This window comes from Plantactinospora sp. A48 (assembly GCF_055793945.1).
The window spans coordinates 1-14,377 of record NZ_JBTIXF010000076.1 but is presented as its reverse complement, the minus strand read 5'-3'; the positions used below and the strand labels follow the sequence as shown (position 1 = coordinate 14,377).

The following is a 14,377-nucleotide window of genomic DNA, read 5'->3' as shown; positions in this document are numbered from 1 at the left end:
GTGCGGGCGGTCGTCCAGACGGTCAGCCGGGCCAGCGTGACGGTGGCCGGCGAGCGGGTCGGCGCGATCGGCGACGGCCTGCTGGTGCTGCTCGGCGTCACCCACACCGACACCGCGGCCACCGCCGCGACGATGGCCCGGAAGGTGTACGAGCTGCGCATCCTCGACGAGGAACGATCGGCGGCCGATGTCGGTGCCCCGCTCCTGGTGGTCAGCCAGTTCACCCTCTACGGCGACGCTCGCAAGGGTCGCCGGCCGAGTTGGACGGCTGCCGCCCCCGCCGAGGTGGCCGAGCCGCTGGTGGCGGAGTTCGCCACGGCGCTACGGGCTCGCGGCGCCACCGTCGAAACCGGCCGGTTCCGTGCACACATGCTCGTCGAGAGCGTCAACGTTGGCCCCCGGACCGTCCTGCTGGAGTTGTGACCCGACGGTCCCCGACGGTTGCCGACGGTTGCCGCGCGGATCGGACTCGGACCGGACCTCACCACCGCTTAACGCCCCGATCGGCAAGCTGTTCTTGTGCGGCGCGATCGCGTCGCCGACAGCAACGCCACACGTCGACGCGGGGAGGCGACTTCGGTGGTTCCGCACCTGATCGCAGCAGAGCAGCAGCCGGCCGCCACGGACCTGGATGACCAGCCGGCGCTGCCGGACCTGGACGCCGCCGATGACCGGGGGGTGTCCGCCGACCTGGTCCGGGCGTACCTCAACGGCATCGGCCGGACCAAGCTGCTCACCGCCGCGCAGGAGGTCGAGCTCGCCAAGCGGATCGAGGCCGGCCTGTACGCCGCCGAGAAGCTGGCCATGGATCCGGCCGGCGCGGCGGACCGGCGCGAACTCGGCATCGTCGTCGCCGAGGGTCGGGCCGCCAAGAACCACCTGCTGGAGGCGAACCTGCGGCTGGTGGTCAGCATCGCCAAGCGGTACACGGGCCGCGGGATGGCCTTCCTCGACCTGATCCAGGAGGGCAACCTCGGCCTGATCCGCGCGGTCGAGAAGTTCGACTACACCAAGGGCTACAAGTTCTCCACCTACGCCACCTGGTGGATCCGCCAGGCCATCACCCGGGCCATGGCCGACCAGGCCCGCACCATCCGCATCCCCGTACACATGGTCGAGCAGGTGAACCGGATGGTCCGGGCCCGCCGGGACCTGTCGGTCGCGCTGGGCCGCGAACCCACGGTGGCGGAGGTCGCGGTGGCGCTCGGGGTGCCGGAGTTCCAGATCATCGAGCTGATCTCGTTCGACCGGGAACCGGTGAGCCTGGACCAGACGGTCGGTGAGGACGGCGAGAGCGCCCTGGGTGACTTCGTCGCCGCCACCGGCCCCGGGGAACAGCCGGAGACCGCCGCGAACGGCCAGCTCCGGGACGAGGTGGAGATCGTGCTGGCCACCCTCTCCCAGCGCGAGCAGGCGGTCATCCGGTTGCGGTTCGGCCTGGACGACGGCCGGCAGCGGACGCTGGACGAGGTGGGACGCGAGTTCGGGCTGTCCCGCGAGCGGATCCGGCAGATCGAGAAGGTCACCCTGACCAAGCTGCGGCAGCCCGCCCGGGCCCAGCGGCTGGAGTCGTACGCGGGCTGAACGGCCCGCCGGGCAAGGAGTAAGGAAGGGCCCCTTGTTATCGCTTTTCGTATAGCAGGGGGCCCTTCTTAACGCCCCTGGTCAGGGGGCCAGGATGTCCGCATGCGAGGAGTCAACCTGACGCTGCGGTTCCTGCTGGAGCTGGCCGCGCTGACCGCACTCGGCTACGGCGGCTGGCACGCCGGCTGGTCCGGCTGGAGCCGCCTGCTACTCGTGGTCCTGCTGCCCACCGCCGCGGCGGTGCTGTGGGGGCTGTTCGTGGCGCCGCGAGCCACGTACCCGCTGCGGGACCCGATCCGGCTGGCGCCCGAGTGGCTCGTCTTCGGCGGCGCCACGCTGGCGCTGCTGCTCACCGGGCACCCGGTCCTCGCCGTCGGGTTCGCGGTGCTGGCCGCCGCCAACCGGGTCGCGCTCTGGCACCTGGGCACCGGTACGGATGGCACGGCGACCCCCCGCTGACGCCCGGCGGCGTTGACAAGGGGCCCCTGCTATACAAAAAGCGATAACAAGGTGCCCTTCCTTTCACCCGTCACAGGCGGCGGGGGCCGGTGTCCGGACGGATCACCGAGCGGTCCAGGGTGGCCTCGGCGTGCAGCACGGTGAGGCCGTCGGGCCGGGCCAGCACCGGATTGAGACTCAGCGTCCGCACCGCCGGATGGTCGTCGACCAGCCGGCCGACCCGTAGCAGCAGGTCGACCAGCGCGAACCGGTCCACCGGCGCCGCTCCCCGGTAACCGTGCAGCAGCGGCGCCAGCCGGGGCTCCCCGATCAATGCCTCGGCGTCCCGGTCGGTGAGCGGCGCGGCCCGCCAGGCCCGGTCACCGAGCAGTTCGGTGGCCGGCCCGCCCAGTCCGAAGCCGACGACCGAGCCGAACGCCGGGTCCACCACCGTCTCCACCACGCAGGCCACCCCGGCCGGCACCATCGGCTGGACCAGGACCTCCGCCCCGAAGCCGGCGGTCACCTCCGCGTACGCGGCCCGCAACGCGGCCTCGTCGGCCAGCCCCAGCCGGACGGCGCCGAGGTCCAGCCGGTGCCGCAGCCCCGGCCGCGCCGACTTGACCGCCACCGGATAGCCGAGCTGGCCGGCCGCCACCACCGCCGCGTCGGCCGTGCCGGCCGGCACGGACGGGGTGACCGGGATGCCGTACGCCCCGAGCAGTCGCGCGGTCATCGTCGGCCCGCCCGCCTCGATCGCCGCCCGCGCGATCCCCTCCGCCACATCGGGCAGTTCGGGCAGTTCGCCGGGAGGCTGGCGCCGCCAGTCGGCGTACTCGACGATCCGGGCGAGCGCCCGCACCGCCTCCTCGACCGACGGGTACGACGGCACACCGGACGGCACCCGACCGGCCAGGTAGGTGGCCACGGTCGGGCGGTCGCCCGCCAGCGCCACGCTGGTCAGCGCGGAGACGAAGTCCGCGTCCTGGTCCGGGAGCTGGCCGGGTAGCGGCGGCGCGAACACCACCACCAGCGCGTCCACCCCCGGGTGTACGGCGGCGTCGGCCACCGCGTCGCCGAACTCGTGCGCGGTGGCCAGCGGGCCCACGTCCACCGGGTAGCCGTCGGCCAGCGCCAGCCCGCGGGCCCGGCAGGCGGTGGCGGCCAGCCGGGTCAGCGCGGCGGAGTTGCCGACCACCCCGATCCGGCGGCCCGCCGGCAGCGGCTGGTTGGCCAGCAGCACTCCCGCGTCCAGCAACTCGGCCACGGTTTCCACCCGGACCACCCCGGAACGTGCGAACAGCGCCGTGACGGCGGCGGCGTCCGGCCCGGCCACCTCCCGGCGGACGCCGCCAACCGGCCCGGAACCAACCGGCCCGGAACCAACCGGCCCGGAGCCGACCGATCCGGAGCCGACCGATCCGGAGCCGACCGATCCGGAGCCGACCGATCCGGGGTCGGCCGGTCCGGGGTCGGCCGGTCCGGGGTCGGCCGGTGGGGCGGCGAGGGCGACGATGGGCTTGGTCCGGGCGATCTCCCGGGTGAGCCGGGCGAACTTGTGCGGATTACCGAAGGTCTCCAGGTAGAGCAGGATGACATCGGTACCCGGGTCGTCCCGCCAGTACTGCAACAGGTCGTTGCCGGACACGTCGGCCCGGTTGCCGGCGGAGACGAAGCTCGACAGGCCCAGACCCCGCCGGTCGGCCTCGGCCAGCAGCGCCACCCCGAACACCCCGGACTGGCTGAACAGCCCGACCCGACCGGGTGACGGCAGCCGGGGCGCGAGGGTGGCGTTCAGCCGTACCGTGCCGTCGGTGTTGGCGATGCCCAGGCAGTTCGGGCCGACCACCCGCATGCCGGCGTCGTGCGCGGCCCGGACCAGGTCCCGCTGGGCCAGCTCGCCCGCCGGGCCGGTCTCGGCGAAGCCACCCGAGACCACCACCAGGCCGTGCGTACCGGCGGCCACCGCGTCCCGCAGGACCTCCGGCACCGCCTCGGCGGCCACCGCGACCACCGCCAGGTCCATCGCGGTCCCGGCGTCCACCGCCCGCCGGTACGCCGGCAGCCCGGCCACCGTCGTCGCGCTCGGATGCACCGGTACGACCGTCCCGGGGTACCCGCCGTCGCGCAGGTGACCGAGCAGGGCCGCCCCGACACCCTGGCCCGTGGTGCTGGCGCCGTAGACGGCCACGGCCCGGGGTGCGAGCAACCGGGCGATCGAACGGGCCTCGGTACGGTGCTCCCGGCGCCGCTGCACCGCCAGGGACCGCTCGGTCGGGGCGATCGGGAACGTCAGGTGCACCACGCCGTCCGCGTACTGCCGCTGGACCTGGTACCCGAAGTCGGCGAAGACCCGCAGCATCGCGCCGTTGGTCGGCAGCACCTCGGCCACGAAACTGGCGATCCCCTCCTGGCGGGCCGCCTCGGCCAGGTGTTCCAGCAGCACCGAGCCGATGCCCCGGCCCTGGTGCGCGTCCTCCACCACGAATGCCACCTCGGCGTCGGGCGCGTCCGGCCCCAGCCGCTCGTACCGGCCGACCGCCAGGATGCGGTTTCCGGCGGCGACCACGAACGCCTCCCGGTCGTGGTGGTCGACGGTCACGAACCGGGCCAGGTCCCGATCGGGGATGCGCGGGTACGGCGAGAAGTACCGCAGGTAGCGGGTGCGTTCCGAGAACCGCGAGTGCATGGCGACGATCGCGGGCGCGTCGGCCGGCTCGATCTGCCGCAGGTGGACGGTGGAACCGTCGGTGAGCAGTACATCCGCCGACCGGTCCGGCACGGTCATCCGACTCAGTCCCGGGGGTCGTGCGGATCGAGACCGTGCAGCGGGAACACCGCCCTGCGGGTGGCCATGATGGCCCGGTCCACCGCGTCGGGTTCGCCACCCGGCTGCCACGGCTCGTACGCCGGATCCGCGTCGTCGGTCATCCGCAACGGCACCTCGCGGTCCGGCCGGCGCTCCCGGGCCAGGTCCCGCCAGCCCGGCGGGGTGAGCCGGGCCGGTTCGACGGGCTCACCGGTGAGCACGGCGAGCAGGTGCGTCCAGGCCCGCGGCACCACCTCGACCAGCGCGTACCCGCCGCCGCCGAACGCCACCCAGCGCCCGTCGCACAGTTCCTCGGCCAGGTCCCGCAGGGCCAGGTAAGCGGCCCGCTGGCCGTCCACGGACAGCCGCAGGTCGGCCAGCGGGTCCAGCCGGTGGCCGTCGGCGCCGCACTGGGTGACCAGCACCTGCGGCCGGAACGCCCGCAGCACCGACGGGACGACCGCGGCGAACCCGCGGTGCCAACCGGCGTCGCCGGTGCCCGGCGGCAGTGGCAGGTTGACGGCGCCGCCCTCGGCCCCCGGACCGCCGGTCTCGTCCGGGAAACCGGTGCCGGGGAACAGCGCCAACGGCGTCTCGTGCAGGCTGACCGTGAGCACCCGTGGATCGTCGTAGAAGATGTGCTGCACCCCGTCGCCATGATGTACGTCGATGTCGACGTACGCGATCCGTTCGGCGCCGGAGTCGAGCAGCCGGGCGATGGCCACGGCCGGGTCGTTGTAGACACAGAACCCCGAGGCGCGGTCGGGCATGGCGTGGTGCAGGCCACCGGCGACGTTCACCGCCCGCCGGGCCTCGCCGCGCCACACCGCCTCGGCCGCCGCGACACTGGCCCCGGCGATCAGGGCGCTCGAATCGTGCATGCCGGCGAAGACCGGGTTGTCGGCGGTGCCCATTCCGAACCCGGTGAAGAACGGGTCCCGCGACGCGGCCCGGACCGCGTCCAGGTAGTCCGGCCGGTGAACCCGGGTCAGCAGGGCGTCGTCGGCCGGCTCCGGGGTGACCATCCGGACGCCCGGCCGATCCAGGATGCCGAGTTCGCGGGCCAGCGCCATGGTCAGTTCGACCCGCACCGGGTCGAGTGGGTGTTCACCCAGGTCGTACGTCAGCAGGCGCTCGTCCCACACCACCACCGTGCCGTCCGACATGGCACCATTTTCGCACGTTGACCGGTCCGGGACCCGGTCGGCGGTCGGTGGATCCGCGGGCGGGTCTCGGGTTCACGAACCGGACGCCTCGCCCGGACCGGTCGCCACGGTCCGGGCCGGGTCGCCGATCCAGTCACTCCACGACCCCACGTACAGCGCCGCGTCGGTCCGGCCCGCCACGTGCAACGCCAGCACCGCCTGCGCGGCCGTCACCCCCGACCCGCAGTACGCGCCGACGGGTACCCCGGGGTCGACGCCGGCCGCCGCGAACCGGGACCGCAGTTCGTCGGCCGGCCGGGGTTGGCCCGGCCCGGCCAGCAGGTCACCGACCGGCAGGTTCACCGCACCCGGCACGTGCCCGGCGATCGGGTCGATCGGCTCGGTCTCGCCCCGGTAGCGTTCCGGCGTCCGCACGTCGACCAGAACCCCGTCGCCCCCGGCGAGTCGGGCGGCGGCCCCGGCGTCGAGCACCGGCAGCCCGCCGGGCCGCACGGTCAGGTCCCCCGGCTCCGGCTCCGGGACCTCGGTACCAATGGGTCGCCCCGCACCGACCCAGGCCGGGTAGCCGCCGGCGAGGACGCGTACCGGCCGGTGGCCGGCCCAGCGAAGCGTCCACCAGGCGCGGGCCGCGGCCAGGCCGTCCCCACCGTCGTAGACCACCACCGGGTGGCCCTCGCGTACCCCGGCGGCCCGCAGGGCGACCTGGAGGGTCGCCGGGTCGGGCAGCGGATGCCGTCCGCCGACGCCCGGCGGACCGCACAGCGCGGAGTCCAGGTCCACGAAGACGGCACCCGGCAGGTGACCGGCGAGGTAGTCGTCCCGGCCGGGCGGCCCGACCAGCCGCCAGCGCACGTCCAGCAGGGTCGGCGGGTCGCCGCCCGCGAGTTCCGTGGCGAGGTCGGATGGGGCAACCAGGAGATCATCCGTTCCGGACATGGCGTCCAGTCAACACCATGCGGTACCGGTCGGCGGCCGTCGCGGCGCGTCTGCCGGTTCCGCCGCGAGGTAACATCGACAGTCGGGAGGACACCTGACGTGAACGGGTCGACACGGCTGAGTGTGGATACGCCTCCGGGAAGTGGAGGCACCGATGAAACATGATCTGGTTGACACCACCGAGATGTACCTGCGCACCATCCTCGAGCTGGAGGAGGAGGGTGTGCCGGCGCTGCGCGCCCGGATCGCCGAGCGGCTGCGGCAGAGCGGTCCGACGGTGAGCCAGACGGTCGCCCGGATGGAGCGCGACGGGTTGCTCACCCTGGAGGACGACCGGCACCTGCAGCTCACCGCGGCCGGTCGGGCGAGCGCCGTCTCGGTGATGCGCAAGCACCGGCTCGCCGAGCTGCTGCTGGTCAACGTCATCGGTCTGCCGTACGAGGACGCCCACGACGAGGCCTGCCGCTGGGAGCACGTGATGAGCGACTCCGTGGAGCGGAAGGTCTACGAGCTGCTCAACCGGCCCACCCGGTCGCCGTACGGCAATCCCATCCCCGGGTTGGACGCGCTGGACGACTCGCGGCCGGTCGGCGCCGCGCAGCCGGTCGCCGAGGTCGAGCGCAACCTGGTCTTTCCCGGTCTCAGCGGCACGGTGACCGTCCGGCGGATCTGCGAGAGCGTGCAGACCAACGTCGACGTGCTGCGCCAGCTGCACGCCGCCGGGGTCGACCCGGGCGCCACCGTCACCGTCGAACAGGAGCGGGACGGGGTGACCATCGACCGGTCCGGCGACAAGATCCGGTTGCCCCGCGAGGTCGCCTCGCGGGTCTTCGTCGCCGCCCACTGACCCGCCGGGAGGCCGCGGCGGTGGGCCTCAGCGGCGCTTCTCGACCTGCTTGGCCAGCTCCACCAGGTTGGATGCCTGGTCCTCGACCGTGGCCTGGTCGTCCTCCGGGGCGCCCGAGTAGCGGACCGTGACGATCCGGCCGTCCCGGCTCAGCCAGCCGATCTCCATGGTGGCCGGTCGGTCCTTCGCCGGCGCCGAGCCGAACCGGTAGGCCGCCCGACCCAGACCCGGGACGGTACGGCCACCGCGCGGCACCGCCGAACTCTTGAAGATCGTGGTGTCCGCGCTGGTCCGGGCGACCGTCAGCGCCAGGTTCGGCAGCGGTTCGTCGGCCGAACGCAGCACGCACCCCTGGGCACCCTTCGCCTCGTTCGCCCCGGCCACGTCGAACGACACGCCGAGCACCTGGGTCACCACGCCGAAGTCCAGCAGCGTGCAGGCACCGCCGGCGCTCCCCGCCGGCAGGCCGACCACGGTCGGCGGCGGCGGTGGGGGCGGCTCGTCAACCGCCGCGTCCGATCCGCAGCCGGCCAGCGCCAGCAACCCGGCACCGATCAGGCTCGCTCGCGCGCGCACGGCCATCTCCCCTTCCCGCGTCGGTCCGTCGCACACCGTACTGGCACCGACCGGCCGCACGGAAGCGGTCAACCCGGTCGAGAACGGGCCGCACCGCGAGAATGGCACCATGGCCGGGCCGCCCCGGGTCCGACCGGCCCATCCTGGTACGGCGCGGGCTGTTCCGCCACGCGCGGGCCGGGCGGATTCCGCTCGGTCTGACCGGGTTCAGCCGGGAAGGTCCGCCACGATGTGCTTCGCGATCTCCAGTGAGCTGGTGGCGGCCGGGGACGGCGCGTTGAGCACGTGTACCTGGCGGTCCGCGCGCACGATCAGAAAGTCGTCGATCAGCCTGCCGTCCCGGCCGACGGCCTGAGCCCGGACGCCGGCGCCGGCCGGCCGCAGGTCGTCGAGGGTGATCGCCGGAACCAGCCGGGCCAGGCTGGCCGCGAACCGCCGCCGGGACACCGAGCGGGCCGCCTCGGCCAGGCCGTACCGCAGGTGCCGGCGGGCCAACCGCCACAATCCCGGGTACGTCCCGAGGTCCAGCACGTCCCGGGGCACCACCCGACGCCACGAGTAGCCCTCCCGGGCCAGTGCCAGCACCGCGTTCGGGCCGGCGTGGACGCTGCCGTCGATCATGCGGGTCAGGTGCACCCCGAGGAACGGGAAACGCGGATCGGGCACCGGGTAGATCAGCCCACGTACCAGCTCCCGTCGCTCCGGTCGCAGCTCGTGGTACTCGCCCCGGAACGGCACGATCCGGGCCGGCGGCACGATCCCGGCCAGCTCGGCGATCCGGTCGGCGTGCAGTCCCGCGCAGTTGACCAGGACGTCCGCCGGCACGTCGCCGGCGGTGGTCCGTACCGTGATCATCCGGGGTTCGGGGTGGACGCCGGTGACCCGGAGGCCGGTGCCGACCCGCGCGCCGGCCGCCGCCAGCAACCGGCCCAGGGTGGCACAGACGGACCGGAAGTCGACGATGGCCGTCGGCGGCACCCACAGCGCGCCCGCGCACCGGACCTGCGGCTCGTGCTCCCGGGCCTCGGCCGGGCCGACGAGCCGGACCGGCAGGCCGTTCGCGCCAGCCCGCTCGTGCAACGCGCGCAGCCCCGGCAGTTCGGCCGGCTCGACCGCGACGATGAGCTTGCCGCACACCCGGGTCGGGATGCCGTGCTCGGCGCAGAAGTCCAGCATGGACCGGCGTCCGGCGTGGCACAGCCGGGCCTTCAGGCTGCCCGGCCGGTAGTAGACACCGGCGTGGATCACCCCGGAGTTGTGCCCGGTCTGGTGCGCGCCGAGGGTGGGCTCCTTCTCCAGCACGGTCACCTCGGCGCCGGGCCGGTCGGTCACGATGCGGTACGCGGTCGCGAGCCCCACGATCCCGCCGCCGACCACCACGTACCTGGTCATCGGTCGACACTACCGGCGGGCCGACCGTCCGGCGGTCAGGCGCGGGCCACCGGTGAGCCGGCCGCCCGGCGGTCAGGCGCGGGCCACCGGTGAGCCCGCCACCCCGCGGTCAGGCGCGGGCCGCGTAGCGCCAGAAGTCGTACAGCCAGTCCAGGGGCTTCGGGCTGTCCACGCCGACCTGGGTGAACAGGATGGCCACCGCGCCGGTGGCCGGCACCAGGTAGGCCGACGTGCCGGTGCCGCCCACCCAGCCGTACCGGCCGGGCACGTTCCACTCGTCGATCGAGGCGATGTCGACCGAGCCACCCATCCCCCAGCCCTGGCCCCGCAGGAACAGCTTGCCCAGCTCCCGCTGTGCGGGGGTGGTGTGATCGGTGGTCATCAGCCGCACCGACTCCGTCGACAGCACCCGGCGCCCGTCCGCGGCCGTTCCGCCGGCCAGCAGCATCCGGGCGAATGCGAGCCAGTCGTCGACGGTGCCGACCAGGCCGCCGGAGCCCAGCGGGAACGCCGGCCGGGTGCTCCACTGCCCCTCCGGCGGGTCGGCCAACCTCAGCTCACCGTCCGGGTCGACCTTGTAGAAGCTGGTGAACCGGCCCCGCCGCTCGGCCGGCACCTCGAACGCCGTGTCGGTCATGCCCAACGGGCCGCACACCCGGTCGGCCAGGAAGTCCGGCAGCGACCGGCCGGCGGTCCGGGCGATCAACGCACCCTGCAACGCCGAGCAGGTGTCGTACAACCAGCCCTCGCCCGGCTGGTGGACCAGCGGCACCTCGGCCAACTCGGCCAGCCAGGTGTCCAGGTCCGGAAAGGTCTGCACCTCACGACCGTCCCGCTGCACCGGAAACAGCCGCTGCACCGCCGGCAGCGTGAAGTCGGAGGCGAATCCCCAGCCGGCGGTCGAGGTGAGCAGGTCGTGGACGGTGATCGGCCGGTTCGCCGGCACCACGTCGTCGACCGGGCTGCTCGGGGTACGCACCACCACCGGCTCGGCCAGCTCCGGCAGCCAGCGCCCGATCGGATCATCCAACCCCAGCACGCCGTCCTCGACCAGCATCAGCAGTGCGGCCGCGGTGATCGGCTTGGTGAGCGAGGCGATCCGGAAGATGCTGTCCCGGGCCATCGGCGCGGTGCCCTCGACATCGACCGAGCCCACGGCGGTCACCTCGACCCGGTCACCGCTGGCCAGCAGCGCCACCGCGCCCGGGAGCGAGCCGTCGGCTACGTATCCGGCCAGCAGGCCGTGCAGGTCCGTCATGTCGTCTTCCTCTTCCCGTGGTCGCCCCGGTGATGCCGACCTTTCGGGGGGCCAGAAATCATCGGTCCGCCCGGTTCCTGCTCACGGGCCGTCCGGGTCCGGTCCGCGTCGCGGAGCCGTCTACCGGTCCAACCCGGGGCCTGGCGGGAGCCATGGACGATCCATCTCCCGCTTGTAGCGGCTGCGGATGAGCAGTACGAAGAGGATTATTCCGAGGAGGGCCGCTCCAAGGCAGACCATCGTGCCGACGTGACCGGACTGCCGGGGAACCGCCGCGGACGGGCTCCCGTCCCAAGGGCCCGGCGTCTTGTGAGTTGGCGTCGGCTTCTCTGTCCAGTCCGCCACGGTGAACCGGAACTCGCCCCGGCCCACGTCATCCGGAATTCTCCCGGCGGCCCATCGCACCAGGTACGAGCCGGCGGGCAGCGGAGGAACCGGCTGGATGGCGTTCCTGCCCGCCACCACGCTGAGCGGTTCGTCGTCGTACCTTTGGCCGTCGGAGCCCTCGACCACCAGGTCGGACAGCTCGGCGGCCACCGGATTGGCGAAGCTGATCCCGACCTCCTCGACCCGTTCGGCGATGGTCGAGCCGGCCGCTGGATAGGTCTGGATGATCTCCACACCCGCCCATGCCGGCGTCGCGACAGGACCAAACAGCAACGATGTGGCGATGGCACACAGTACGAGGACCATTGCGGTCACCCGGCGCGTCCCACCCGTCGGAAAACTCCGCAGCACGCCGATATCATCACCCGCTTACCGCTGCCGCCGCTGTCCCAGCGTGGGCGTCCGGGATGGTTTGCCGGGTCGATGAGCCGACGTCGGCGCTAATTCTCGACACTGTGGGTGACAATGCTGGCAGACATCACGCCGCTCACATTCGGTAACGTTTCCAAGGGTTCGTCTGCTGCCCTCTTCGGCGCTTTGCAATGCTTCCCTCCAGGCGACACCGAGGCTGAGCTGCGATGGGATGCTTGGCGCAGATCCTCCGGGCCGGACCGCTGATTACGTGGTGTATCTGTCGCCTGGAGGGAAGCATTGCAAAGCGCGGTGAAGGCGCCATGGGCGGGGTGACTGATACTCACTTCCAGTAATCGGGCATTCCCGGATGATGGTTCGGTGACCCAGTCGAAACTTGTGGGCGCCGCGTGCGGGCCGCCGAAGCCCATCGGTGGGCCCGCACGACCGACGGCCGCTGCGAGCCGACCTCGATGCAGGGGCACTGGCTCGGTCACACCGGTTCGGGCCTGGCCGGCGCCCCGGTCGTGCGCTGTTCGATCGGCGTGCTGCCCGGACCGGACCGTCAGGTGACGTATGGGCAGTGCCGGCAACCACGCCCACAGCAGGTGCCGCGATCGGCGAGGAAGCCGGCGGTCAGCACGAACAGCCCGCTGGCCGGGTCGAGGTAGCCCGCCTCCCCCGCCGCCAGCGCGGCGGCGTGCGCCGCCAGGATCCGTTCCCGGTCCGGGTGGTCGGGCACCAGCCGCGACGGGTGCGGCTCCGTCAGCGGCCGGTCGGCCAACGGACGACGCTCGGGCGGCATCCAACCAGTCTAGAAAGCCCGGTTTGCCTGCTCGGCGCTGGCAACCGGTCCGTCGACCGGTCAGCCGGGCGGCCAGGCCGGTCAGGCGGGCCGGGCGGTCAGCCGGTCCGGCGGACGGACGGTCCGTCGACCGGTCGGGCGGCCGGTCCGGCGGGCTGGGTGGTCGGGCCGTGCCCGGTCATGCCTTCGGTGGGATGTACAGCAGCCACCTCACAGCACCCCGATGAGGTGGCTGGTGTACATCCCACCGCGGAGCCTCGACCGGCTGCCATCATCCGCTGCCTCGGGCGGCGCTCGCGTACCCGTTGATTAATACCTGGCGACGGTGGTGGCCGGTCGGCGATCCTGGCCGGATGGCCTACCGCCGCATTGACGCTGATCCGGACCCGACCGCCGTCCGCCGGCTGGTGTTCGTACCCTTCCTGCCGGGCGGTGCCTGCGTCGCCATCCCGGACGGCGTCCCCGCCGGCGCTACCGACATCTCAACCAGGGATCGTGACGTCCCCGCTGGTGCTTCCGGCGTCCCCTCTGGGTTTCGCGACGGCTCCGTCGGGGTTTCCGGCGTCCGGCGCGACGGTGGCGGGGTGTGCCTGCCGGCCGGGGACATCCTGCCCGGCGAGCATTGGCTGCTCGACGCCAGCCTGCGGATCCCGCTGCTCACCGCCGGATTCCGGCCGCAGCGGATCCACCCGTTCGCGGTCGACGGGGAGACGGTTTATGCCTGGCTGGACGGCGACCGGTACACCGGCCGACGTCCGCACGCGCGGGTCCCGCTGGTCACCGCCGATGCCGCCGAGATCGCCGACCGGCTTGACGCCGCCGGTCGACCGGACGAGGCGATGGCGGTACGCGACGGCCACCGCTCGTTCGTCGAACAGGACGAGGCGAGCTACTACGCGGACAACATGCGGCTGCTGGAACCGGCGTACCTGCGCGGCGGCACCCCGCAGGCGGGTTCGGGATTCGGCGGCGACGCGGCGCAGTGGCGGGAGCGGCGCAGCATCGTCGTCGACGGCATCGACCGGGACGGCACGTTCCTCGACGTCGGCTGCGCCAACGGACTGCTCGCCGAGTCGGTCCACGACTGGGCCGCCGAACGAGGACTGCGGATCGAGCCGTACGGCGTGGACCTCGCACCCGGCCTGGTGGAGTTGGCTCGGACCCGGCTGCCGCACTGGGCCGACCGGTTTGACGTCGGCAACGCCATCGACTGGCGACCGTCGGACGGGCGGCGCTTCACCTTCGTACACGTGCTGCTGGATCTGGTGCCGGCGAACCGGACCGCAGACCTGCTCCGGCACGCCCTGGACACGCTTGTCGAGCCGGGCGGGCGGCTGCTGGTCAGCGTGTACCAGGCGCTCGGTGGGTCGAAGCCGGGTGCGGCCGAGCAGGTCCGGCGGCTCGGATTCGCGGTGGCCGGCCACAGCGCGACCGCCGACGGCACCGCCTCCACCACCTGGCTGGATGTTCGAGATGGTTCCAGCAGCGCATAGGCGTCGCTGAACCAGCCGGTGACGCGGGTTCAGCGCAGCAACGCCGACGCACGACAGCAGTCGCACGCTGCCGCTGAGTACCAATGGTCAATGTCGTCGACAACCACCCAGCAGGGCAACGACTGGTGAACGCCATCCGGCCACGGAAGACCGAAATGCTACCCGGTAAACCAAAGCCCAAACGAGAGGAAGACATGACCTAGCGCCAATACCGGTTACTTTGACGGGCCTGTCAAGTTAACGGCTGATCATGGTTGTTGAGGTGGTCAGTGGTTGGCTGGGGTGAGCCGGCCTTCGAAGGCGATCTGGAAGGCGTTCAGGGGTGCCTTCCAGCG

The 14,377-nt window shown here is 72.9% G+C and carries 13 protein-coding genes; 5 read left to right on the top strand and 8 right to left on the bottom strand.

Annotation, left to right across the window (positions count from 1 at the left end; genetic code table 11):
• The 3 genes from dtd (at position 1) to ACXN5W_RS26775 (ending at position 2,043) form a co-directional block, all read left to right on the top strand.
• A complete protein-coding gene (gene dtd / locus ACXN5W_RS26785) occupies positions 1–423 on the top strand; it encodes a D-aminoacyl-tRNA deacylase (protein WP_473161160.1) in 423 nt (140 codons plus the stop codon).
• Between the two features lie 171 nt (positions 424–594).
• Positions 595–1,584, top strand: a complete 990-nt coding sequence (gene sigB, locus ACXN5W_RS26780; RefSeq protein WP_473161175.1) for an RNA polymerase sigma factor SigB — start codon at positions 595–597, stop codon at positions 1,582–1,584.
• A 102-nt stretch (positions 1,585–1,686) separates the two neighbouring features.
• Positions 1,687–2,043: a YrdB family protein gene (locus tag ACXN5W_RS26775; protein ID WP_473161159.1), complete on the top strand. Its 357-nt coding sequence runs from the start codon at positions 1,687–1,689 to the stop codon at positions 2,041–2,043.
• A gap of 70 nt (positions 2,044–2,113) precedes the next feature.
• Here the strand turns inward: ACXN5W_RS26775 and ACXN5W_RS26770 are convergent, their stop codons facing one another.
• From ACXN5W_RS26770 to ACXN5W_RS26760, 3 genes are all read right to left on the bottom strand, one after another.
• The gene (locus ACXN5W_RS26770; RefSeq protein WP_473161158.1) at positions 2,114–4,810 is read right to left on the bottom strand and encodes a bifunctional acetate--CoA ligase family protein/GNAT family N-acetyltransferase; all 2,697 of its coding nucleotides are present in this window, start codon (positions 4,808–4,810) and stop codon (positions 2,114–2,116) included.
• 5 nt (positions 4,811–4,815) lie between these two features.
• Entirely contained in the window at positions 4,816–5,997 is a 1,182-nt protein-coding gene (locus ACXN5W_RS26765; protein WP_473161157.1) for an acetoin utilization protein AcuC, read from the bottom strand.
• A gap of 72 nt (positions 5,998–6,069) precedes the next feature.
• Positions 6,070–6,933, bottom strand: a complete 864-nt coding sequence (locus ACXN5W_RS26760) for a sulfurtransferase (RefSeq protein ID WP_473161156.1) — start codon at positions 6,931–6,933, stop codon at positions 6,070–6,072.
• 154 nt (positions 6,934–7,087) lie between these two features.
• Here ACXN5W_RS26760 and ACXN5W_RS26755 point away from each other — a divergent pair, with 154 nt between their 5' ends.
• Positions 7,088–7,780 carry an iron-dependent transcriptional repressor DtxR gene (locus tag ACXN5W_RS26755; protein ID WP_473161155.1) on the top strand — a complete coding sequence of 231 codons (693 nt, stop codon included), beginning with the start codon at positions 7,088–7,090 and terminating at the stop codon, positions 7,778–7,780.
• Between the two features lie 27 nt (positions 7,781–7,807).
• Here ACXN5W_RS26755 and ACXN5W_RS26750 read toward each other — a convergent pair whose 3' ends face one another.
• The 5 genes from ACXN5W_RS26750 to ACXN5W_RS26730 all read right to left on the bottom strand — a co-directional run bounded on the left by ACXN5W_RS26750 (position 7,808) and on the right by ACXN5W_RS26730 (position 12,549).
• A complete protein-coding gene (locus ACXN5W_RS26750) occupies positions 7,808–8,356 on the bottom strand; it encodes a hypothetical protein (RefSeq protein ID WP_473161154.1) in 549 nt (182 codons plus the stop codon).
• 207 nt (positions 8,357–8,563) lie between these two features.
• Positions 8,564–9,748 carry an L-2-hydroxyglutarate oxidase gene (lhgO, locus tag ACXN5W_RS26745; RefSeq protein WP_473161153.1) on the bottom strand — a complete coding sequence of 395 codons (1,185 nt, stop codon included), beginning with the start codon at positions 9,746–9,748 and terminating at the stop codon, positions 8,564–8,566.
• 109 nt (positions 9,749–9,857) lie between these two features.
• The gene (locus ACXN5W_RS26740) at positions 9,858–11,006 is read right to left on the bottom strand and encodes a serine hydrolase domain-containing protein (protein ID WP_473161152.1); all 1,149 of its coding nucleotides are present in this window, start codon (positions 11,004–11,006) and stop codon (positions 9,858–9,860) included.
• Between the two features lie 120 nt (positions 11,007–11,126).
• Positions 11,127–11,699: a copper resistance CopC family protein gene (locus tag ACXN5W_RS26735; protein WP_473161151.1), complete on the bottom strand. Its 573-nt coding sequence runs from the start codon at positions 11,697–11,699 to the stop codon at positions 11,127–11,129.
• Between the two features lie 610 nt (positions 11,700–12,309).
• A complete protein-coding gene (locus ACXN5W_RS26730; RefSeq protein ID WP_473161150.1) occupies positions 12,310–12,549 on the bottom strand; it encodes a DUF5522 domain-containing protein in 240 nt (79 codons plus the stop codon).
• Positions 12,550–12,902: 353 nt separating this feature from the next.
• Here ACXN5W_RS26730 and ACXN5W_RS26725 point away from each other — a divergent pair, with 353 nt between their 5' ends.
• Complete coding sequence (locus ACXN5W_RS26725) at positions 12,903–14,042, top strand: class I SAM-dependent methyltransferase (RefSeq protein ID WP_473161149.1); 1,140 nt, start codon at positions 12,903–12,905, stop codon at positions 14,040–14,042.
• The last annotated feature ends 335 nt before the right edge of the window (positions 14,043–14,377 follow it).